Source organism: Lysinibacillus sp. NPDC094403 (assembly GCF_050278745.1).
Classification (GTDB): domain Bacteria; phylum Bacillota; class Bacilli; order Bacillales_A; family Planococcaceae; genus Lysinibacillus.
The window spans coordinates 216,074-239,363 of the sequence record NZ_JBNNTL010000001.1; the positions used below are offsets into that span (position 1 = coordinate 216,074).

Below are 23,290 nucleotides of genomic sequence, written 5' to 3' on the forward strand. Positions count from 1 at the left end.
CAAAGTTATAGGGTCACGATAAGGGTCAAATGTTAGAAAAATCATAAAATGAGACTATATAAATAGTTTTCTTGACGATTAATATAAAACTGGAAAATAGCTTAAATGTTCCATAGCTATTTTGGCATATTTTTGCTAATCTTATAGAAGTAAAACATGTGAGGGGAGAGTGAGAGCTCTATATTATTAAGGAGCGCAAAAAAATGAAAAAAATAGCGAAAAATTTACTAGTTTTAGTTGTATTATTGGCAATGGTTATTAGTCCGTTAAATGCTTATGCAGCCCAAACGGTCAAGAAGGATTATCCACTATCGAAAGGTGTGCAGTATAAACAATATACATACAGCAGTACCAATACAAACTCTATTAATCATCTTGCTATTAATGTAGATGACACGACAGAAGTACAATTAGGTATGCCCGCGAATGTCAATGGTCGAGAATCGACAGTAGCAAATGCAAATCGTAATTCGCGTGAGGGGAATCGTGTAGTCGGTGCTATTAATGCAAGTTTCTTCGATATGTCTGCAGGTTTCCCGTTATTTTTACTAGCTAAAAATAATGTTATTTTAAACGGTGGTGCTGTTTCAAACGGCTCCGGTGAATATATGAATGTCCCTACAGCTTTCGGGGTTGCAGCAGATGGCAGTGGTGTCATTGATTATTTTGATTTTAATGTAACACTTTCTCACAATGGTACAGACTATAAAATGTCAGGAATGAATCGTGCACGTAATATATATGAAGCGATTGTTTACACACCACAATTTTATAGTAAAACAACAAATACAAATGAATATGGCTTTGAAATCGTAGTAGATACAGGAGCTCCGATTACTGAAAACAAATTTGGTCAAACATTAACAGGTAAGGTTACACAAATTACACCATATGGATCGAAAGAAAAAATATCCATTCCTTCAACTGGCTTTGTCGTTTCTTTACAAGGTGGAGATTGGCACAGTAAGCTAAGCCAAATTGCACTTGGAGATGAGTTAAGTGTTAACTTCTCGATTGATAAGCTTTGGCAGGATGCAAAATTTATCTTAGCAAGTGGTCCGTATTTAGTAAAAGATAATAAGCCTTACATTATGATGAGCTCATCTAGCGTTCGTGCAAAAGAGGTAACATCACGTACTGTTGTAGCGACAAGTAATAATGGAAAAACAGTACACTTTATTACGGTTGATGGAAAACAGAAACATAGCGCAGGTATGAATATGGTTCAGCTTGCGAACTATTTAGTGTCGCTTGGTGTCGAACAAGCAATTAACTTAGATGGTGGCGGCTCAACAACGATGGGTATTCGAAATTACGGTAATAATAATGTCGTATTAGCGAATCTACCATCTAATGCAGGTAATGCGCAACGTCTTGTGTCCGCAACATTACAAGCTGTTAGTACTGCACCAACTGGCAAAGGAAAATATATTGATTATACAAATAGTACAAACTATGCAACTCTTTTAACAGGTGCTTCGTCTAGTATAGCAGTAAAATATGTTTTAGATGAAAACTATAATACGCTTCCACTAGATGGTCATTTATCGCTAACATCTGAGAATAATACTTTAAAAGTTAACGGCATGAACTATACTGCAACGACAGCTGGCGATGATCGCATTTTCATCAACCACGATGGAACACCTGTTGAATCGTTCCAAGTGAAAGTAGTAGATGCTCCAGCAGCAATGAACATTGCACCAAAATCAAAAACAGTGGGCGCCGGTGAAACGGTCAAATTTACTATGGATGCAAAGGATGAGGGTGGTAAACCTCTAGTTTACAATCCTTCACAAGTTAAATGGTCTGTAGAAGGTAATATCGGTACCATTACTAGTGATGGTAAATTTACAGCTCAAAACCCAGGTGCTACTGGTAAAGTAGTAGCGACTTTAGGAAAAAAACGTGAAGTGGCTACGGTGACTGTAGCAAAAGCTGCGCTGTTTAAAGATATTCCAAGTAATTATGTGTACTATAAAGAAATTGAGTATTTAACAAAAAATAATATCATTACAGGTCAAGCAGATGGCACATTTAGACCAAATGACAAGCTTACACGTGCACATGCAGCAGTTATTATTAGTCGTGCACTTGGTTTAAATACATCAAACGTAAAAAATCCAGGCTTCAAGGATATTCCTGCGAATCACGTTTATTATAAACAAATCGCTGCTGTAGTTGAGTCTGGCATTATGAGTGGTAAAGGCGACAATACCTTTGATCCAAATGGTACTTTAACTCGTGCACAAATGGCAAAGGTTGTAGCATTAGCTTATAATCTAAAAGGAACAAGCAGCATTAACTTTAAAGATGTTTCGAAGGATCATTGGGCATACACATTTGTTCAGCAGTTAGCTGCAAATAAAATAACAACTGGCTATGGTGATAACACCTTTAAGCCAAATGATGCGATTAGTCGCGCTCATTTTGGATTATTCCTTTATAGAGCAATCCAACAATAATAGTAGTTCTTAAAGAAAGACTTAGCATTTGAAAAATAGCAAACTAGTAATTTTCCTAGTTTGCTATTTTTCTCTTTCATTAAAATGAGTGAAGCGGCTCATCGGACGCCCCCAGGAAGCTTTGCTCTGTGCGAAAGCGAAGCGGCAGCGATAAAAGCGCTCAGTCGGAACGGGGATCAACTCTATGTTATGGTGATGAGTTTTTTTTACCATATTATAAATCTACTAGCGATATATGAAGCTCACCTTTTCTTACTATTTTTAAAAAGAAAGAAAATGTGCAATTGTGGTATAATCTCAGTATTAAAAAGTAAAAGGATGTTTTTTAATGAAAATAGGCATTGTGGGGAATTACGGCAATGATAATAATGGTGATGAATCAATATTATTCGGCATTCTTCAACAAGTAAAACAAACATTTTCGGTAACTAGTGATGACATTACCGTTTTTAGTAATAACACACAACAAACATCCGAACGCTATGGGGTACATAGCTATCCATTGTATTACAGAAAGAGTAATTTATTTAAAACGTTTATCCATACTTATAAAAACAATAAACAATTTGTATCCACATTTGACCTCCTCATCATTGGTGGTGGTGGTATTTTAATGGATTTTTATAAACGTGAGGCTCACCTGTATGGTGCGTATGCAATGATGGCAAAACAAAGTAATGTTCCCTACATTATTTACGGATGTGGCGCAGGACCACTGGATACGATTTCTGGAAAAATTAGTATTCGTGCAATGTGTCGTTATGCAGCAAGTATCTCTGTACGTGATCCCCAGTCTAAAAAGCTTTTGCAAAGTATTGGGGTGAAAAAACCAATAGAAATTATAGGCGATCCTGCATTTACATTAAAAGGGGATCGTCAACATTACGCCGAAAAACCAGTCAAAATAGGTGTATCAGCGGTTCCGTACTATAATGCAAACTATTGGCCAGAGGGAAATGTTGAAAAATATGATGCGTACGTTACAGGCATGGCGAAAAATCTAGATGAGGTAATTTCTAAGCATAATGTCAAAATTACATTTTTTGCAACGAAGTATCCGCAAGACGTCACTGTGACAAAGGATATTCAGAAAAAAATGCAACAACGTGCACATACTGAAATTATTGATGAAAATTTGGTGCCGGAGCGATTACTTGATGTGACTGAGGAGCAGGATATTATTATCGGTACTCGTCTACACTCGCTTATTTTGGCAACCAATTCGGAAACTCCTATTATTGCGGTATCCTATCATACAAAAGTACAGGATTTTATGTCCTTTGTGGGCGCATCAGATCGTTGCTTACAAATGCAGGATATAGAGGATGATGAGAAGGCTCTATCCACATTAGTTGGCAAACTAAGTAGTAATTGGGAGCAGTCGATTGCGGAAACGAAACAAATTGCTACCCATATTCATAAAGAGGCCATGCGTGGTCAGGAATTAATGAAAAAGGCAGTGACACGTCTATGAAAAAAATACTCGTCATTAGTAATATGTATCCAACATCTGATCATTTATCATTCGGTATTTTTGTGAAAAATCAAGTCACTGCACTTGAAAAAGCAGGACTAGACGTAGATATATCTGTTAATACTAATCCGGCAACAGGTAAGAAAAACACCATTATGAAATATACAAAATGGGGTTTATCGACATTTGTGAAAGGTTTAAAAAACAGAAAGTCTATTGATGTCACACATGCACATTATGTGTTTCCATCTGGTATGCTGTCGCTACTTTTAAAGAAGATGTTTGGTATACCATTTATCGTTACAGCTCATGGCGGCGATATTGAGCGCATGGCGAAGAAGAACACAAGAATTCGCAATTGGACAGCGAGTATTTTACGTGAAAGTGAACACGTTATCGCAGTAGGTCCTGTCTTAGCTCAACAAATAGAACAAGATTTTGGGATTGAAAAAGGTAAAATCTCTGTCGTTAGCATGGGTGTGAATCGTGAGGTTTTCACAAAAGGAAATCAAGCAGCAGTGTACAAAGAACTGCAATTAGCTTATGAGCCATTCAGATTTTTATTTGTAGGAAATGTTATTAAACAAAAAGGCGTTGAGGAGCTGTTACAAGCTTTCCAAATGCTAAAAACAAAAGTATCTCGTCCTATTGAGTTAAATATTGTAGGTTCTAGAAGAGACCAAGCATTTTTCCAATCCTTGCAACCATTAATCAGTGAAGACGTCAAATTTATAGATCCACTAAAACAACAAGAACTAGTGAAGTGGTTCCAAGCAAGTGATGTCTTTGTATTACCATCCCATTTAGAAGGGTTTGGATTAGTAGCATTAGAGGCATTAGCGACAGATACACCGGTTATTGCTTCAAATGTAGGTGGACTTGTATCTTTGCTTGGAGAAGGCGCAGGGCATTTAGTGGAGCCCGAAAATGCTATGGTTTTATCTGAGGAGATGCTGCGTGCAGTGAACACGCCAAAAGAACAATATATGAATCGTGAAGCGGTCGACAAAGTATTAGCCATTCACGATGAAAAAAATATAACAGATCGCTGTATAGCGATTTACAAGTCGGCCATTGAAGGTAGGGATGGCCTATGAATAAGTTTATAAAAATAGTTGGGGCAGTTGCGATTATTAATGTCGTTGCCCGTGTCTTCGGATTTTTACGTGAGATGATTATTGGATACCAATATGGTAGTAGCCATGTTGCTGATAGTATCTTCACAGCTTACACAATTCCAAATTTTTTATATCTAGTCGTAGGTGGTGCATTTACTACAGCTGTTATCTCAATTTATAATCGGGAAACAACGGATCGTGCGTTATTTGTTAAACAGTCATTTACAATTGTCTTGTTAACGGTTTCAATAATGACAATTTTAATGTTAGCGTTCACTAATCCGATTATGGAGCTTTTTAACCAAAGTAAAGATCCAAAAAATTTTAGTCAAGGTGATTTAGATTTAGCTAAAAATCTATATTATTGGATGATGCCTTCGTCAATCTTACTCGTATTATCCTCTTGGTATAGTGGGTTGCTAAACGTCAATCAAAAATTCCATTTGTCTAGCTTTGCCATTTTAATTTACAATGCAATCTTTTTATTAATTGCTGTAGGTTTATCTAAAATTCCCGCTATCGGTCCAATGGGATATGGAATTAGCGCATTAGTAAGTGCGGTAATAATGGTATACTTCTTAATTATCGGGTATCGTAAAATGGATTCGTTTAAGGTTGGTTTTTCATTTGAACGTAATATTGCATCAAAGCAATTGTGGGTAATGATTTTACCTATAATGCTCGGTGGCGCTACCATTCAACTTTATGCATTATTACAGCGTGTTTTTGCAGGGATGTTATCTGAAGGGGCAGTAGCTGCTGTAAATTACGCCTCAAGGCTTATGCAATTCCCTCAAGCAATTTTAATTACAGCAGTAACGACAGTTATCTTTCCAATTTTGAGTCAAAAAGAAGCAGAGAATGACCTTGCTTCCATTAAAAGCTTATACTCAAAAGGGCTACATTATCTTTTGTTGTTACTTTATCCTGTAACCATCTACTCATATTTTTACGCAGAGAATCTTGTGCAGGTTGTTTATCAACGTGGTAATTTTGATGCAGCTTCAACTGCAATTACAACACCTGTGCTGGCAATTTTTTGTTTATCGATGTATTTTTTAGCTGCAAACGGGTATATAACGCGCTTTTACTATGCAAAGGGTGACTCAATGGCACCTGTTATCTTTAGCGTAATAAATGTATTTGTTGTTAACATTGCCGTTATTATGCTACTTGTCGATAAGTATGGAGCAGAAGCGATTGCATGGGGTACTTTAGTGAGTTCTGTAACAAACTTTATTATGCTGATTATTTATGCGGCCTCTAAATATGACTTAAAAATGGGGATCTTCAGCAAGGAGCTTCAATTTTTCAGATCAGTTCCACCTATGATTATTATCACGATTGTTTTGTATCTTTCAAGCAAGTTCTTAGTATTTGACAACAGATGGATAACTTTCATTGTAGGCCTTGTTATTTTTAGTGCAGTGGTTGTTGGCTCGTACTTATTATTTGGAGTGAAGGAAGTAAAAGAATTTAGTGATAAACTAAAAAAGAAATTTTTAAAATAATATAGAAAAAAGTGGGTATCTTAGGAATAATTTGATACCTGCTTTTTTTTACGTCACCTGAAATAAAACTTAGATTCGTTGGACACTATAAGTACTTTTGGTAAAAAAATTGTCATTATTATAATATTTAATAGTAAAAAAATAGGAGCTGTATTATAATTGATTTTATTCAGCGAATATGGATTTTTTGGCGTTACTTTGTAATGCTTGAAGGGATATGTTTACTACAAAAAAAGATAAGGTGGGAAGTATGGCAAGAGGTAGGAAAGTTAATTCAAATGGTGAACGAAGCAAACAACTATTGCTTGAAAAGGCTTTGGAGCTATTTTCTGAAAAAGGGTATCATGATACTAAAATTAGTGACATTGTAAAAGCTGCTAATGTAACACAGCCAACTTTTTATTTATATTTTGAAAGTAAGGACTCTCTGTACAACGATCTGAATAAACGATTTCAACTCGGATTTGATGAAATTATGCGTAAACAATCAGAAGAAGTTGAAAAGGGAGTAGACGGTTTTGTTAGAGTACTAGAGCAAAAAATACATATGTTATTTGTTTACATAATCGAAAATCAGAAATTAACAAAAATTGGATTATTCGAATCTGAGCAGTCAATTTTAGTTAAATCTCAGCTTACACAGCAGCTTACTCACCTTATACATCGCTATGATTGTGCTCATGTCTTACAATCATCTTGTACAGATATTAACATAATTGTAGATAGTTTTGTAGGATCCTTGGAACGTCTAATATTAACAAATTTACTTGAACAAAAAAAACTGCCATGCGAGCTAGCGAGCGACTTAGTTCATTTATACTTTTTAAGAGAAGTAACAACATATATTTCACAGGCCGAATAAAGGGCTTGGTTAGTTATAAATAAAAAAATTCCTCTCACCACTACTTAATGGTGAGAGGAATTTTTTATTTCTTAGCTGTAATATGAAGATAAACGCCTTTTTGAAGCTTATTGCCTGTTTCTTTTTGAATAGATGGATGAACAAGAAGCATATACTCTTGCCCACTTTTTAACGGCTCTGATGGGGTAACAAGTAATGAATGACCATCAACTTTTGTAGTAATTGGTACCTCGTTACCACCTAAAGCGACAAGCTGTACACTGCCTTCAGCAATCGGCGAAGGGAGTGCTTGTGAGAAATTTACAGTAAATGTTTTAGAGATTGGTACATTTTTCAAGCTTGCAAGTTCTTTATAATTTGTATATTGTGCTTTAAGTGCATCATAATGCGCCTGGAAAATAGGAGCAGTCTTTGTTGGAATGTTTGGTTTTACCCCAACTTCATTAATTGTTTTCCCTAAAGGACCTGTGAAATTACCGATAGTAAGTTTTAAATAGCTACCATCATGTAATTCGAAAAAGCCCTGCATACAGCCTTTTCCATACGTAGTTTCTCCATATAAAATAGCAGATTGCTGGTCTTGTAATGTTGCTGCTAACATTTCAGAGGCGCTAGCACTATAACGGTTTACGAGAATACGTGTATCAGCTGGGAATTTTTCGTTTTGAAGGGCTGCACGTACTTTATATGAGGCGTGTGCTTCTTGCAGTAAATAAGCAATTTTTGCTTTAGGGAATAGCCCTGCAATCTCCTCAGCTGTTGTCACATAACCGCCACCATTGTTTTGCAAATCAAGTATAAATGAGGTTGCACCACGCTGTTTTAATTGAATAAGCGCTTCTTTCACTAGCTTTGCACCGTCTTCTGAGAAGGATGACATAGCAATATATCCAACATTCCCAAATAGTAATCCAGATTCTACATTCGGTAATGTGAATTTTTTACGTGTAATGGTTGTAGTAGAAGTTTTACCATTTGCATGTTGGAGTGTCACTTCTACTTTAGTATCTTCATCACCAATTAATAAGGATGAGGCTTCTTGTGTAGAGCTTCCTGCTAGGGATTGCCCGTTAATGGCAATAATAGTGTCTCCGGCAACTACACCAGCATCAGAGGCACCGCTATTCTCAAACACTTGTAAAATATGAATGCCATCTTCATGTTCTTCGATAATTACACCAATTCCAATTGTTGATAGTTCGATGCTATTGATAAATTCCTCAAATTCCTTTTTCGTAAAATATGTAGAATAAGGGTCTAGCATATCAATGATTTCAGGAATTGTATTAGCCTTTTGCAAATTTCCATGGATAGTTCCAACATAATTTTCCTCAATAATTCCCTTGATTTCCTTTACAAGCTGTTGTTCATTGCTTGCAGCAGAAGCGTTTGTAAATGGAAAGATGAAGAAGCTTAGAACGAATACGAAAGACCACAATACTTTTTTCATAGGGCACACCTCTTTCTAATTATTTTTTATTATACATGAATTTCCATATAACCGTGAATAGGAAAAGAAGGGTATTTACAACAAAAAAAGAATCTGCTAGCCTTTTTGATAAAAGTAAGTTAATGCAAGATTCATAGACAGTCGTCTAAAGAGCTTGAGGCTTACTAGCAAAAAACAAGCAGATTCTACTTAGATTAAATTTCATATTTTTATTAGCTTATGAATGATAAATCCGATAAGCGCACCGATTATTGCAGGTACAAGCCATGCCAGACTTTGTTCGTATAATGGTAAAGATTTTAAAATGTTCACATATGGTGCAATATTGATGTCCATTTGTTTTAAACCATCATTCAGACTAACAAAGAATGTAGGAATTAATGCAAAAATGTAAACAATTTTTCCACCTTTAAAGAAGTTATCGAAAAGCGACAGAACCATTAACACCATCGCTAGCGGATAAATGATTAATAATACAGGTAGTGATGCACTAATAATTGTTTTAAGGCCTACGTTTGTTATTGCTGCACTGAAAATTGTGAAAATTACTAAAAACGTTTTATACGAAACTTTAGGAAATAGCTTATTGAAAAATTGAGCATTGGCAGTCAGTAAACCTACAGCAGTAGATATACACGCTAGTAAAATTGTGGCAGATAATATGATACTTCCAAGTTTACCAAAAAGAGCTTCAGCCGACTTCGCAATAATAGCACCACCATTATCAAAAGTACCGATTGCATCAATACTAGTGTTACCAATTTGTCCAAGTGAGATGTAAACAAATGATAAGCCAAGAGCGGCAACAATTCCCGCGAAAATTGTCGTTTTGACTTGTTTTTTAGTATCTGACATACCCATGTCGCGCAATGCTTGCAAAATAACGATTCCGAAAACGAGTGCACTGAGCACATCCATTGTTAAGTAGCCTTGAACAAAGCCTTCAGTCAACGGTGAATTAGTATATTTTCCTATAGCTGCCCCTGGTTCACCCATTGGAGAAATAAAGCTTTTAACTGCTAGTAGTAAAATAACGGCCAATAGTGCAGGCGTTAAAATTTTCCCTACGCGATCAACAAGCTTTGAAGGGTTAATAGCCAAGAATAGTATAAAGGCAAAAAATAGTATAGAAGTAATGAAAAGCGGTGCCCAATGATCTGCTGCTGCCTCTGGGAGAAATGGGGCAATCCCAATTTCAAAGGATACAGAACCTGTACGCGGCACTGCAAAAAATGGTCCAATCGCTAAATAAACGATTGATGTAAAAATGACACCAAAGGTAGGGCTGACACGATTTGCAAGTAATTGTAGATCGCCACCTGCTTTCGCAATAGCAACTATTGCTAATAGCGGTAATCCTACACCCGTTATTAAGAAACCAATCATTGCTGTCGTTATATGTTCACCAGCTTGTTGACCTAATAATGGGGGGAAGATAATATTTCCGGCGCCTAAAAACAAGGCAAATAATAGTAAACCTACTGCTAAATTTTCTTTGATGAAAAGCAAAATGTTTTTCATAAAAATTAAAACTCCTTTAAGATTGAAAAGATAAAACTTTCTAAAAATTTTAAATACAGAAGTGTATGTTATCATATGAATACTAATCTTGCAATTAATATTCTCTTACAATTTGTCAGAATCTGTCGGAATCAGCAAGATTCATAAATTGTTTGAAAAATAGTCAGTTTTTCCGATATATGATTTTTAGAATATCTAGTATGATAGACACACAAGGAAATATTTTAGCACGAACGGAGGCAAATTGGTATGAAAAAAACAAAAAAATTAAGAATCCTAGCTTTAAGCACTATTGCTACTTCTTTTTTAGCATTACAGACCGCAGAAGCAGCTACATATACCGTACAAAAAGGAGATACTTTAACTAAAATCGCTCAAAACCATAAAGTAACAATACAAGACATAAAAAGTTGGAACAAGTTAACAAATGATATGATTTATGTCGCGCAAAAACTTGAAGTTACAAAACTAGCTACTAATGATGCGGTAAAACCTTCAAATCCATCAACAACAAAACCGACAACACCATCAAAGCCGACAACTACATCCTATACAGTAGTGAAAGGCGATACATTATCCAAAATTGCTAAGGAATATAATGTGACAATAAAGGATATTAAAGACTGGAATGGACTTACGACAGACTCCATTTATATTGGACAGGTGTTAAAATTATCTCCAGTAGCTTCAATACCTGAGAGTGAAACAGTACATAATAACGGATCTTCAGATGCGGGAACATCATCCGTAACGCCTAAGGACCCTACAACTAATGGACAAGCTGTTTATAAGAAAACAGTAGAAGTAGCTAATTCATTAGTAGGAACACCATATGTCTACGGTGGTAACACATCTGAAGGTCTAGACTGTAGTGGCCTTATTTACTATGCCTTTAATCAAGGTGGTTTAAAAATTGGCAGAGACAGTAGCGAAGGATATTTCTCCGGAAATACAACACAAGTTAAAACTCCGATAGCAGGAGATTTAGTATTTTTCCAAAATACGTATAAAGATGGAATATCTCACATGGGTATTTATATTGGCAATAATAAATTTATCCATGCAGGGTCAGACGGTGTTGAAATTTCGGACGTTACATACTCTTACTGGTCTACAAGATTAGTAGCTTATAAACGATTCGACGCAATAAAATAAAGTAAAGGCGATTTTTGCATATACGCAGAAATCGCTTTTTTCATGGAGTTAGATAAAATCGCTCTGTTGAAGTCGACAGTTTTGCTATAAAAAATGTGGCATCGCTGATAAAAGTGTCAGAATCGCTGATAAAACACCGAACATCGCTGATAAAGGTGTCAGAATCGCTGATAAACCAACGAACATCGCTGATAAAAGCCTTAGAATCGCTGATAAACCAACGAACATCGCTGATAAAAGTATCGAAAAGCTGGTAGAACAACGAACAACGCCAGTAAAAGTGCCGGAATCGCCGGTAAAAAACCGACATCGCTGATAAAGGTGTCAGAATCGCTGATAAAAGTCTTAGAATCGCTGATAAACCAACGAACATCGCTGATAAAGGTGTCAGAATCGCTGATAAAACACCAAACATCGCTGATAAACGGTTTTCTTTCTATTAAAAGAAGGGTTTTTAAACACTTTATTGTGTTACACGTGCTGTCCAACGAGTAAGATCGGCATCTTTAGCGTCAACAAGTTCTGCAGGGAAGATAAATGTCCATGGCTTTGTTGAGTTTGGTTGTACAGTTAATATTGGATCCATTTTAAATGAACCGTTAGCAACTTGTTTGCCTGTTGCATCAATAATTTCTAGTGGTAATTGTTCTAGATTAATAGCTTTATTATGTCCGTTACGAATGAAGATAGACACATTTAAATTACCATTGTCAGCAAGTTTCGCTTGTAGGCCAGTGAAGTTTACTTCTGTTTCACCTAACTTAGGTAAAGTTTTTACGATTTTTGCAAGTTCTTCTTTTTGTGCTTCAGGCAGTTGTTTTTCCCATGATGGGTCCAATTCTAATTGGTGACCACGAAGGGAAACGAGGTTGAATGCGATTTTCCAGCCATCTTCTGGTACTTCATCGACTTTGATCGTCGATTTTTCAAAATCAAATACCCATGGACGAGCACTTTCTGCTGGAATTGTGCCAAGTGCTGCAAAATCGAATTTTTTAGATGCTACAAGCTCGTCATTTTTATCCATAATGAAAAGCTCGATTTCACCTAGCTCAATTGCTTGAGGTAATGATGAACGGAAAAATGCACGTACTTGCCATTTTTTAGAACGCTTATCTTCTTCGATACTAATAGAAGAAAGTGATAATTGATTTGGCTTCAATGGTTCTAGCTCGTTAGCAAGGAAATTAAAAATGTACTTTTGCTCTTGTGGAACATCCCATTCTGGATGGAATGATAGCTTAGTCTCGACATCACGATTATCGCTATTATTCGTAGTAACACTTCCTAATAAGTCTTTAGAGTCAATTGTGTTTTCTTGTACAACCTTGTCTGATTTTTTAAAGAATGAGAATAAGCCCATTATTGTACCTCCATTTGTGCTTCAATCATTTTCATGAAGCCTGTAATTTCTATAATAATAGAACGACGCAATTCTTGGAAATTTTTACCGAATAATTCAAGACCTTCACGTTGGTAAATTCGCATCGGGTCTTCTTGTTGGTAATGGCGTAAGCCGATTCCTTCTTTTAAGTGTGCCATGTTTTCTAAATGTTTCACCCAGCCACTATCTAGGTAGCTTAGCATTACTTGTGGAATAATTGCTAATACTTCTTCGTTTTCAGCAAATTTGCCCATACGATCAAGTAGCTCTTGTTCAGAAGGCTGAATATCAGCTAAAATTTGTTTTACTTTGCCCACTTCACGGTCAATTGTGACAGGAGTCATGAATAGTGAGTTGAGAGAACTCTCCATTTGATCGTAATCCCATTCCACTGAAGGGAGATCATCTGAAGCAGCTTCGCGAACAGCGAAATCAACCGCTTCACTTAGCATTTTTTTCAGCTCACCCATTAAATCTTCACCAGTTAAAATTTTATCACGTAGACCGTAAATAACTGTACGCTGGTCATTGATAACATCATCTAATTTTAAGTTGTATTCACGCATACCGTATTGAGAGCCTTCAACAATACGTTGTGTACGGTTAATAAGTTCTTGAGCCTCTTTATTTTGGATAATGCCTTTTTCATCGACAACCATTTTTTCAGAGAATTTTTCAACCTCTTCTTTTGCATAACGGCGGAACATATCATCTTCAATAGAGAGAATGAAGCGGCTTTCACCTACGTCACCTTGGCGACCTGAACGACCGCGCAGCTGGTTATCTACACGGCGGCTTTCATGCTTTTCAGTACCGATGACATATAAGCCTCCGAGCGCGTGAACTGCTTCTTCTAGCACAATATCTGTACCGCGGCCAGCCATATTTGTTGCGACAGTAATACGACCTTTCTGACCAGCTTGTGAAATCAGCTCAACTTCTTGCTCAACTGTTTTAGCGTTCAGCAATTGGAATTTTAAGCCTTCTTTCTTTAAGTGTTCGGCAACTGTTTCAGATTGCAGTATTGACGTTGTTCCAATTAAGACAGGTTGTCCCTTTTCGTGACGACGTTTAGCTTCAGCTGCTACGTACTTATATTTATCTTCTTGTTTGTTGAAAATAATATCAGGCTGATCGACACGTTGACGTGTGCGGTTTGTTGGAATTTGAATAACTTCCATGCCGTACACTTCGCGAATTTCTTTTTCCTGTGTTTTCGCCGTACCCGTCATCCCGGAAAGCTTCGGATACATACGGAAATAGTTCTGAATGGTAATCTGAGCCTGTGCTTTGTTTTCTTCAGTAATCGTTACGCCTTCTTTTGCTTCTATCGCTTGATGTAAGCCATCAGATAGCGAACGACCTTCTAAAATACGACCTGTGAACATATCGACAAGCTCGATTTTGTCATCTTTTACGATGTAATCAACATCACGCTTGAACATCACATGGGCACGAACTGCTTGGATAACGTAATGGTAAAGTGTTTGGTGTTCAAGATCATATAGATTGTCAACATTGAAGGCAGCCTCAACCTTTTCAATGCCTTTATCTGTTAAAGAAGTAGCTTTTGTTTCATCATCAAAATCGTAATCTTCTTCTTCTTTAAAACGTTTAGCTAGCATAGAAGAAATGCGATGTAGTTCATCATTCGCACCCATTTTCCCAGCGATAATAAGTGGTGTTTTTGCCTCATCAATAAGTACACTATCGACTTCATCGATAATGGCGAAATGATAAGGACGCTGTACTTTATCTGCCAAGCTATGTGCCATGTTGTCACGTAAGTAGTCAAATCCGAATTCAGTACCTACACCATATGTTATATCTGCGTTATAGGCTTCTTTTTTTGCATCCGGCTCCATCATTGGTATATTTAAACCAACTGTTAGGCCAAGGAAACGATGGATTTGACCGACAAGCTCGTAGTCACGCTTAGCTAGATAGTCATTAACCGTAATGACGTGAACACCGTTACCTTCTAATGCGCGTACATAGGAAGGAAGGGAAGCGACAAGCGTTTTACCTTCACCTGTAGGCATTTCTGCAATATTGCCTTCAGTTAAAACAAGACCACCGATAAGCTGTACATCAAAATGACGCATACCTAATACACGTTTTGAGGCTTCGCGTACTACAGCAAATGCGTCTGGGATGATAGATGTAATTGGTTCACCTTGTTCTAAACGATCCTTGAAAATAAAAGTCATTTCTTTTAATTCATCATCTGACTTATTGACATAGTTTTCTTCAAGACTATTAATCTGTTCTACTATTTTATAGTAGCGTTTTAATTGACGAGCACTAGTTTGCTCATTGTTGCGTTTAAAAATTGAGAACATGAAATTTACGCTCCTTTTAAGTTGTCTAAATGCTAGACACTACATTATTTTATCAAATTTTACGAATGGTGACTACATTTGACATGAAGCATTCTTCCAAATTGAAAAAGAGGAAAAATATTTGTGAAATAGTGGAAAATAAATAGAAAAAGTATATTTCGGCGCCTGTTCGTGCTATAATCAATTTGGATTTAAATGTAGATTATTTTTTGAGGAGGAGAGACATGCTCTACGTGTCTTTAATAGCAGCATTCGTTGCTTCAATATTGTTAACTCCACTAGTTAAACGATTAGCGTTCAAAATAGGTGCAGTCGATGCACCAAACTATCGAAAAGTACATGCACGAATTATGCCAAGACTTGGCGGATTGGCGATCTTCCTTTCTTTTTTAATAGCTGTAGCTATATTTCAGCCGATTTTGATAATCAATGAAAATGGTAGTAATTTTTTACTTGCAATTATTATTGGTGCTTGCATTATCGTAGCAACAGGTGTCGTAGATGACATGCGTGAAATTTCCGCAAAGGCCAAATTAGTTGGCCAGCTTATTGCGGCACTTATCGTTATTTTTGTAGGTGGCATTCAAATTGATATGATTACCTTGCCATTTGTAGGTGAATTAAATTTTGGATTCCTAAGTATTCCTTTAACAATTCTTTGGATTGTTGGGATTACCAATGCCATTAATTTAATCGATGGCTTAGATGGTTTAGCGGCAGGCGTTTCAACGATTGCCCTCATTACTTTAGCTATCATGGCAATTATTATGGGCAATATGTTCGTGTTAGCAATCGCTGCCATTTTAGCAGCAGCAACATTTGGATTTTTATTTTACAATTTCCACCCAGCGAAAATCTTCATGGGTGATACAGGGGCCTTATTCCTTGGCTTCATGATATCAGTGCTCGCATTGCTTGGATTTAAAAATGTTACGGTCGTTGCATTAATTGTCCCAATTATTATACTAGGTGTGCCAATTTCTGATACATTCTTTGCGATTGTCCGTCGTGTACGGATGAAGAAAAAATGGTCTGATCCAGATAAATCACATTTGCATCACCGTTTACTGGATATGGGCTTCACACATCGCCAAACAGTACTCATTATTTATGGGATTGCCATCATGTTTGGATTAGCAGCCATCATTTTCTCTATGGCAAAAGTATGGGGTGCGATTTTACTCGTAGCTGTCATATTAACTGCAATTGAAGTTTTGGTTGAAGTCATCGGACTCGCGGGTAAAAACTACAAACCACTATTGAATTTTGTGCGGATATTTAATAAATAAAACGTTAAAGCAATCATCCATTTTCATGTATGATTGCTTTTTTTGTATCCCGCTTCATGTAGTTTACTTTGGAAGTATAGAGGAAAGTGAACGTGTTCAGGGTAACATAATTGAAAGAAGTTCGGGGCTACGTGAAAAAACTCGGGTAGAGTGGAGAATCGCTTGGTCAAGGTGAAAGAGTACTCAGGAAGACCGGGAAACTGCTCGGGTAGGGTCGGAAAGTGATCAGGTAGACCGGAAAACTGCTCGGGTAGGGCCGGAAAGTGATCAGGAAGACCGGAAAACTGCTCGGGTACAGTGGAAAATCGCTCAGGTAGACCCTAGAATTGCTCGAATAACATGGTGAAAAGTTCAAATCTATTTGTGTCCCAGACAGTAATTTCCTCGCTAAAAAAACATCACAAAATCATGCCATACAAAAAGCCTTTCCACAAATTTATTTAAAAGTGGAAAGGCTTTTATAGTTACTGAGAGTTATTGTTATTTGTTGTATCATCGCCAACAGCGTTAGCTTTATTAGAATTGTTATTCGTTAAGCTACTAGATGCTTTATTAGTGCCAAGGTGGTTTTTGAGCGTTTCAGATATTTCATCAACCGATTCTTGTTTTAATTTATAGTAGTAAACACCAGTAGACATATCGTCTGCACCATCTAATGTTAAAGAATCAATACGTGGCATCCCTTGTGATAAATAGGATAGGAATGATTTCATTTCACTAAATGTCATATTTGTCTTCATGTTATCACCAAGTGCTTTAATGACATCATCGTATTTTGAAATGGATTCTACAGAAGAAACTTTATTGATAATCGCCGTTAAAATCTCTTGTTGACGCTTGCCGCGTTCAATATCATTGTCTTGCTTACGTGTTCTTGCTAGTGCAAGTGCCTGACTTCCGTTTAAATGCTGCATACCAGGTTCTAAGTTGATGGCATTGCGATCGAATTCGTCTTTTTCGTGTAATTTATACGGCACTTCAGCTTCGATTCCACCTAATGCATCAACAACGTCAATAAACGCATTAAAGTTCATACGAACATAATAATCAATCGGCACATCTAATAGTTTTTCTACTGTATCAATTGTTGAAAGTGTTCCACCATAGGCATGTGCATGAGTAATTTTATCCTTATGTCCTACAGAAGGAATATATACATAAGAATCTCGAGGGATACTCAACATTTTAATTGTTTTTGTTTTATTGTTTAATGTTGCTAAGATTAGTGCGTCGGAACGTGAGTGTTCAGAGCCTTGCCCGCGATTTTCACTATCATCAACACCGACAAATAGGATTGAAACATTATCATGTACTGGTTCTACTTTCTCATCACGAAGTGCAGAAATGTCTCGACCTTTTAATTCTTCATGTGCTGAGTCTGCTGCATGCTTAACTTGCTTCGTAATATAAACACCATAAGCCGTTGCGCAAATTAGTAAACTAGCAACAAGAAGAAGGGAAACTTTTATAATTAGGGAAGCTTTTGAAGACCTCTTTTTGCTTTTTTTAGTTCTATTATTCATATTTGATATATTCTCCTCTGAATTTTGGGAATAATAATGCGATTAAACTATACTTTAGTCATGTACCTTTAAAATATGAGTAAATGATAAAATAGCTCAATATTAAAATTATACTATGGATATTTAGCTTTCGACAATTAAAACTATTTATTTCACAACAAATTCAATAAATTGAACATTCTCCAAAGTAATGTTTGCTTGTCCGTTTGTCATTTCCGTTACCCAGTTTCGGAAATGTTCTTCTTCCTCTTTTAATACAGATACAATAATTTCGACGCCTTCCAAATAGCGAATTTCTTCTAATGTATACGAAGAACCTCGAATTTCATTTTCTACTTTACCAAGCCATGTGTAATCAATGGCAATATTCATAATATGATGAAGCTTGCGTTCAACTACTTGGGCAGCGAGTAAACCTTCTGTTGTCGCTTTTCCATACGCACGAATAAGACCGCCACCGCCAAGCTTAATGCCACCGAAGTAGCGTGTGACGACAACGACCGTATCCTTTAATCCTTGTTTTTTTAGAACCTCTAACATAGGGACGCCAGCTGTACCACTAGGTTCCCCGTCATCATTTGCTTTTTGAATATGATCATGCTCTCCAATTATATAGGCTGAACAATTGTGTGTCGCATTATGATGCATTTTTTTTATGCGTTCAATAAAAGAAATTGCATCCTCTTCCGTTTCTGCACGTTCTATATAAGTAAGAAAGCGAGATTTAGAAATAACAATTTCGCTTTCTCCATATCCTTTTGCTGTTAGATAGTTTTCTCTCATCAGTTTCAATCTCCTTTTAAGTAGAGTTCTATTCTATAATTTTCATAAAGAAAAAGCATTAAATTTTAACATGGTGATGATATAATAGGTGTAGACTATGGAATATATGAAATTGGTCTATTAAAATGGTAAGTAATCATAAGACATTAGACTGGGGAGTATACTATGTTTTCAAATGATACCTTCGATTTAAAGTCGCTTGATGGCATATTTAATCGAATGTTAGAAACAATCATGAGCTCAAAAGATGATATCTTTATTATAAGTGAACAAAGCCGAAGAAGCTTCGAAGATATGAAAATAGAGCTAGAAATTGTTCGAAAACAAGTTTCAATTGTTATTGATGAAGGCGATGCTTTAGAAAAAAGTACACAGCTTGCTAAGCAAAGACTTGTGTTAGTGAGTAAAGCTTTTGATAATTATACCGAAGAACAAGTTAGAGATGCATATGAAACTGCACATGATTTTCAATTGAAGCTCTCCGTTATTAGAACACAAGAAAAGCAGCTACGTGATAAAAGAGATGATCTAGAGAGAAGATTAAGAGCATTACTCGATACGATTGAACGTGCAGATCATATTGTCAATCAAGTAAATGTCGTTTTGAATTACTTAACTTCAGATTTAAAAAATGTTGGTTTAGCACTTGAACAAGCAAAAATGAAACAAGATTTTGGTATACGTATTATTGCAGCACAAGAAGAGGAGCGTAAACGTCTATCTAGGGAAATTCATGATGGACCTGCTCAGATGCTAGCAAATGTACTAATGCGCACTGATTTAATAGACAGAACGTATCGTGAAAAAGGCATTGAATATGCTTTGGCTGAAATTGTTGATTTAAAGAAAACGGTGCGTAATGCATTATCAGAGGTGCGACGTATAATCTATGACTTAAGACCAATGGCACTTGATGATTTGGGAATTGTTCCGACATTAAAAAAATACTTATCGACAGTGACTGAATATAATCCTGGAGTTGAAGTTCATTTCCAATCGAGAAGCACTGAAAAGCGCATACCATCAAACTATGAAGTATCTATTTTCCGATTAGTGCAGGAATGTGTAACAAATGCCATGAAACACGGTAAATGTAAGGATATCTGGGTTAAACTTGAGTGGTTGAGCGATGCCGTAAATATTGTTGTAAAGGACGATGGTATCGGTTTCGATCCGGAGGTAGTTAAAGACCATTCCTTTGGGATTTTAGGTATGAAAGAACGTATCGAAATTTTGGATGGGACAATCTCAATTACAAGTGAGATAAATCGAGGGACGACGGTATTATTTAAAATTCCGTTAAAAGTATAGTAAAACGATTGTTGGAGAAATTTAGGGGGTAAAGACAAATGACGAAGATTATAATTGTAGACGATCACCAGCTATTCCGCGAAGGAGTAAAACGTATTTTAGACTTTGAAGATACGTTTGATGTGGTAGCAGAAGGTGATGATGGTACAGATGTGGTTTCTTTATATGCTGAAAATCAACCAGATGTTGTATTAATGGACATTAATATGCCGGGGAAAAATGGAGTAGAGGCAACGGCAGATTTAATTAATGAATTCCCAGATGCGAAGGTTATTATGTTATCAATCCATGATGATGAAACATACGTAACACACGCGCTAAAATCAGGATCACTTGGCTATATGCTAAAAGAGATGGATGCTGACGAAATCGTTGAGGCCATTAAAGTAGTTGCGAATGGCGGATCTTATCTACATCCAAAAGTAACAAAAAATTTAGTAGCGGAATTCCGTCGTCTTTCTGAGCATGAAAATAAAGGTAACTTCCATCAAACAGAAATTCGTCGCCCATTCCATTTACTAACAAAACGTGAATGTGAAGTATTACAATTATTAACAGATGGACAATCTAACCGTACAATTGGTGAGACACTGTTCATTTCTGAAAAAACTGTTAAAAACCACGTTTCAAGCATTTTACAAAAAATGAATGTAAACGACCGTACACAAGCTGTTGTTACAGCCATCAAAAATGGCTGGGTTGAAGTACGCTAATAGCACATTGAATTTAAAGCTGTTTTTAAAGGCTACTATATTATTTAGTAGTTTTTAAAGCAGTTTTTTTGTGAAAATAAACTGCAGCAATTGTGGCGGAATCATAGCTGCATACCTATTCACTCCGTCCCACCCCTGTGTGTGACGAATCTTTATAAAGTGTAACAATTTATACATAGTGATCACATAAATAGTGCAACATTTTAAAACCATGGGCGTCATAAGGAAGATGTAACGCCTAAATGTTGAAAATGCACAACAAAATTCCTACAACGGGATTTATATGCTACAATATGCGCGGGAGGTTTTTTGATGTTAAAGAAAAGTTTTCTAGCAGTTTTTACCTTATTAATGTTAACTACATTAGTGTTAACTGCCTGTGGTAATAAAAAAGATGATGAAATGAGTGCTGAAGAAAGACAAAAAATCATTGATAATGGAACCGTCGGGTTTGAAATGAATGGTGGGAAAATAACAAAGGCAGAAAATATCCCTGCTGAAGAAAACAAAGCGATATTAGCAGCCTTTAATGAATATATTGCAGCTCTCAATTCAAAAGAAATTGATCGTTATATGCAAACACTCTCAAAGAATCCAAAAGGTTTCAATTATGAAGGAGAAAAGAACTACATTACAGAAGTATTTAAACAGTCAGACGTTAAACGAGATGCTAAAGATACTACGATTATAAAATATAGCGAAAATGAAGCACAGGTCTATTCAAATATAACATCGCATTTTGTACAAACTACAACAAATGTAAAGCATGAAAGTGTAGGACAACAAGTTACAGTGTTCGTCAAAGAAGATGGACAATGGAAGGTCACTAGCGTCTTTTATACTGGAGATGACACGAAAGCAAGTACTGGCAAATAAAATGAGGATATCTTCATTCAAGCTCATCGCTAAGAGTTGAGGTTGGGCGATTTTCGGAGGATTAGCGTCAAAGTAAAGACACTAGTGCGAGCAAGGTAGAGGAACGAAGCGAAAAGCATTACGCCAAACGGCCCTATTTGGAACGGAAATGAACCCATATGGTGATGAGCCTTCATTCACTATAAGAAGGACTAATTGGATGAAGATTAACCTCTGTCGAATTTAGTTTTGCTAAGAGAAGTATACATAGAAAATGAATGTGAAATGGATGCTAAATTTAATAATTTAGCAGATGTCTAGAGTGATGAAAGAGTACTTATTCTTATTCAGCATTCGGACAAGATTACGCAATGTCGTAATTCATTTCACATTCATTTCTTTTTATCTTAATAGATACCTACTGAAATAGGGGAACTCAGTCTAAGAACGCCACGTCTTGTGGCATTACCGAAATGACCGACATCGTGTTGGCCCTCATGCAGGCCTGAGAGCAATTCAAAATCCGGACAACATTTTTAATCTGTAGCGAAAGCAAAGTTACAGCAACAATTGCGCCGAGGCGCAATTGATTGTAAACTATGTAGAATAGGAGAGTGGACATGGATGAGGACAGCAATCGTAACAGATAGTACTGCATATATTTCAGCTGAGGAACGAGCACGCTTAAACATTCATATGATTCCGTTAAGTGTAAATATCTCAGGGCAATTATTTGCAGAAGAAGTAGATATCACGGCATCTGAATTTTATGATAAAGTACGCGGGGCAAAAGAATTTCCAAAAACAACGCAGCCCCCAATTGGCGAATTTGTCGCTCTCTTTGAAGAGCTGGCAAAAGAGTATGATGAGGTAATATCTATTCATTTATCAAGTGGCATCAGTGGAACATATCAAGGTGCAATTCAAGCAGGCGAAATGGTGGAAGGCATTGATATGTACGCTTTTGATAGTGAAATATCCTGTGCGGTGCAGGGTTTTTACGCTCTGCGAGCAGCTGAAATGGCGGCTCAGGGCTTTTCTGCAAAAGAAATTCTCGCAACATTGGCGGACATGAAGCAGACAATCCGTGCTTACTTCATTGTAGACGACTTAGGGCACTTACAACGTGGGGGACGTCTGTCTTCAGCAGCGGCATTAATTGGCGGCTTATTACAAGTAAAGCCGGTACTACATTTTGTGGACAAGGTCATTGTACCTTTTGAAAAAATTCGTACGCGTAAAAAAGCATTAAAGCGTGCGGAGGAGCTACTAGCTGAGGATGTTCAAAAGTATGAAGCACTGGACGCTGTCGTGATCCACGGCAATTGCCAGGCTGAAGCAGAAGAATGGCTAGCACAACTAGCAGCAACTTACCCGAACGTTAACTTTACATTGAGCTATTTCGGTCCCGTAATTGGCACACACTTAGGTGAAGGCTCAATGGGGCTAGGCTGGACAAAAAAATAATCTTAAGTGAGACGGTCTCTACAGCGAAGTGTAGAGGCTGTTTTTTTATTTTTGGGCATACCGTTTT

The 23,290-nt window shown here is 36.7% G+C and carries 18 protein-coding genes; 11 read left to right on the forward strand and 7 right to left on the reverse strand.

Annotation, left to right across the window (positions count from 1 at the left end; translation table 11 throughout):
• Window positions 1-203 precede the first annotated feature (203 nt).
• The 5 genes from ACQKMV_RS00950 (at window position 204) to ACQKMV_RS00970 (ending at window position 7,430) form a co-directional block, all read left to right on the forward strand.
• Window positions 204-2,465, forward strand: coding sequence for an S-layer homology domain-containing protein (locus tag ACQKMV_RS00950; RefSeq protein WP_427501973.1), 2,262 nt, complete (start codon window positions 204-206; stop codon window positions 2,463-2,465).
• A gap of 328 nt (window positions 2,466-2,793) precedes the next feature.
• Window positions 2,794-3,939, forward strand: coding sequence for a polysaccharide pyruvyl transferase family protein (locus ACQKMV_RS00955; protein WP_427501974.1), 1,146 nt, complete (start codon window positions 2,794-2,796; stop codon window positions 3,937-3,939).
• Window positions 3,936-5,036 (forward strand): glycosyltransferase, encoded by a 1,101-nt coding sequence (locus ACQKMV_RS00960; RefSeq protein ID WP_427501975.1) that lies wholly within the window; start codon window positions 3,936-3,938, stop codon window positions 5,034-5,036. The genes ACQKMV_RS00955 and ACQKMV_RS00960 overlap by 4 nt, the downstream gene beginning before the upstream one ends.
• Window positions 5,033-6,568: a murein biosynthesis integral membrane protein MurJ gene (murJ, locus tag ACQKMV_RS00965; protein WP_427501976.1), complete on the forward strand. Its 1,536-nt coding sequence runs from the start codon at window positions 5,033-5,035 to the stop codon at window positions 6,566-6,568. The genes ACQKMV_RS00960 and murJ overlap by 4 nt, the downstream gene beginning before the upstream one ends.
• Window positions 6,569-6,818: 250 nt before the next feature.
• Entirely contained in the window at window positions 6,819-7,430 is a 612-nt protein-coding gene (locus tag ACQKMV_RS00970; protein ID WP_427501977.1) for a TetR/AcrR family transcriptional regulator, read from the forward strand.
• A 64-nt stretch (window positions 7,431-7,494) separates the two neighbouring features.
• Here ACQKMV_RS00970 and ACQKMV_RS00975 read toward each other — a convergent pair whose 3' ends face one another.
• Both ACQKMV_RS00975 and brnQ read right to left on the reverse strand, forming a co-directional pair.
• Window positions 7,495-8,880: a S41 family peptidase gene (locus tag ACQKMV_RS00975; protein WP_427501978.1), complete on the reverse strand. Its 1,386-nt coding sequence runs from the start codon at window positions 8,878-8,880 to the stop codon at window positions 7,495-7,497.
• A 201-nt stretch (window positions 8,881-9,081) separates the two neighbouring features.
• Complete coding sequence (gene brnQ / locus ACQKMV_RS00980; RefSeq protein WP_427501979.1) at window positions 9,082-10,401, reverse strand: branched-chain amino acid transport system II carrier protein; 1,320 nt, start codon at window positions 10,399-10,401, stop codon at window positions 9,082-9,084.
• Window positions 10,402-10,650: 249 nt separating this feature from the next.
• On the opposite strand from brnQ, the gene ACQKMV_RS00985 reads away from it, so the two are divergent.
• Window positions 10,651-11,556, forward strand: coding sequence for a LysM peptidoglycan-binding domain-containing protein (locus ACQKMV_RS00985; RefSeq protein ID WP_427501980.1), 906 nt, complete (start codon window positions 10,651-10,653; stop codon window positions 11,554-11,556).
• Between the two features lie 40 nt (window positions 11,557-11,596).
• On the opposite strand, the gene ACQKMV_RS00990 is transcribed toward ACQKMV_RS00985, so the two are convergent.
• From ACQKMV_RS00990 to secA2, 3 genes are read right to left on the reverse strand one after another with little or no spacing between them, the layout of a single operon-like run.
• The gene (locus ACQKMV_RS00990; RefSeq protein ID WP_427501981.1) at window positions 11,597-11,971 is read right to left on the reverse strand and encodes a hypothetical protein; all 375 of its coding nucleotides are present in this window, start codon (window positions 11,969-11,971) and stop codon (window positions 11,597-11,599) included.
• A 48-nt stretch (window positions 11,972-12,019) separates the two neighbouring features.
• The gene (locus ACQKMV_RS00995; protein ID WP_427501982.1) at window positions 12,020-12,919 is read right to left on the reverse strand and encodes an accessory Sec system S-layer assembly protein; all 900 of its coding nucleotides are present in this window, start codon (window positions 12,917-12,919) and stop codon (window positions 12,020-12,022) included.
• Window positions 12,919-15,282: an accessory Sec system translocase SecA2 gene (gene secA2 / locus ACQKMV_RS01000; protein ID WP_427501983.1), complete on the reverse strand. Its 2,364-nt coding sequence runs from the start codon at window positions 15,280-15,282 to the stop codon at window positions 12,919-12,921. The genes ACQKMV_RS00995 and secA2 overlap by 1 nt, the downstream gene beginning before the upstream one ends.
• 224 nt (window positions 15,283-15,506) lie before the next feature.
• Here secA2 and ACQKMV_RS01005 point away from each other — a divergent pair, with 224 nt between their 5' ends.
• Window positions 15,507-16,571: a glycosyltransferase family 4 protein gene (locus ACQKMV_RS01005; RefSeq protein WP_427501984.1), complete on the forward strand. Its 1,065-nt coding sequence runs from the start codon at window positions 15,507-15,509 to the stop codon at window positions 16,569-16,571.
• A gap of 464 nt (window positions 16,572-17,035) precedes the next feature.
• Here ACQKMV_RS01005 and ACQKMV_RS01010 read toward each other — a convergent pair whose 3' ends face one another.
• On the reverse strand, window positions 17,036-18,094 hold the full coding sequence (locus tag ACQKMV_RS01010; RefSeq protein WP_427501985.1) for an LCP family protein: 1,059 nt from the start codon (window positions 18,092-18,094) through the stop codon (window positions 17,036-17,038).
• Between the two features lie 147 nt (window positions 18,095-18,241).
• Window positions 18,242-18,877 (reverse strand): YigZ family protein, encoded by a 636-nt coding sequence (locus tag ACQKMV_RS01015; protein WP_427501986.1) that lies wholly within the window; start codon window positions 18,875-18,877, stop codon window positions 18,242-18,244.
• 165 nt (window positions 18,878-19,042) lie between these two features.
• Here ACQKMV_RS01015 and ACQKMV_RS01020 point away from each other — a divergent pair, with 165 nt between their 5' ends.
• The 4 genes from ACQKMV_RS01020 to ACQKMV_RS01035 all read left to right on the forward strand — a co-directional run bounded on the left by ACQKMV_RS01020 (window position 19,043) and on the right by ACQKMV_RS01035 (window position 23,223).
• A complete protein-coding gene (locus ACQKMV_RS01020; protein ID WP_427501987.1) occupies window positions 19,043-20,188 on the forward strand; it encodes a sensor histidine kinase in 1,146 nt (381 codons plus the stop codon).
• A gap of 38 nt (window positions 20,189-20,226) precedes the next feature.
• On the forward strand, window positions 20,227-20,901 hold the full coding sequence (locus tag ACQKMV_RS01025; protein ID WP_249073460.1) for a response regulator: 675 nt from the start codon (window positions 20,227-20,229) through the stop codon (window positions 20,899-20,901).
• Window positions 20,902-21,213: 312 nt separating this feature from the next.
• Window positions 21,214-21,777 carry a nuclear transport factor 2 family protein gene (locus ACQKMV_RS01030; RefSeq protein WP_427501988.1) on the forward strand — a complete coding sequence of 188 codons (564 nt, stop codon included), beginning with the start codon at window positions 21,214-21,216 and terminating at the stop codon, window positions 21,775-21,777.
• 603 nt (window positions 21,778-22,380) lie between these two features.
• On the forward strand, window positions 22,381-23,223 hold the full coding sequence (locus tag ACQKMV_RS01035; RefSeq protein ID WP_427501989.1) for a DegV family protein: 843 nt from the start codon (window positions 22,381-22,383) through the stop codon (window positions 23,221-23,223).
• Window positions 23,224-23,290: the final 67 nt, after the last annotated feature.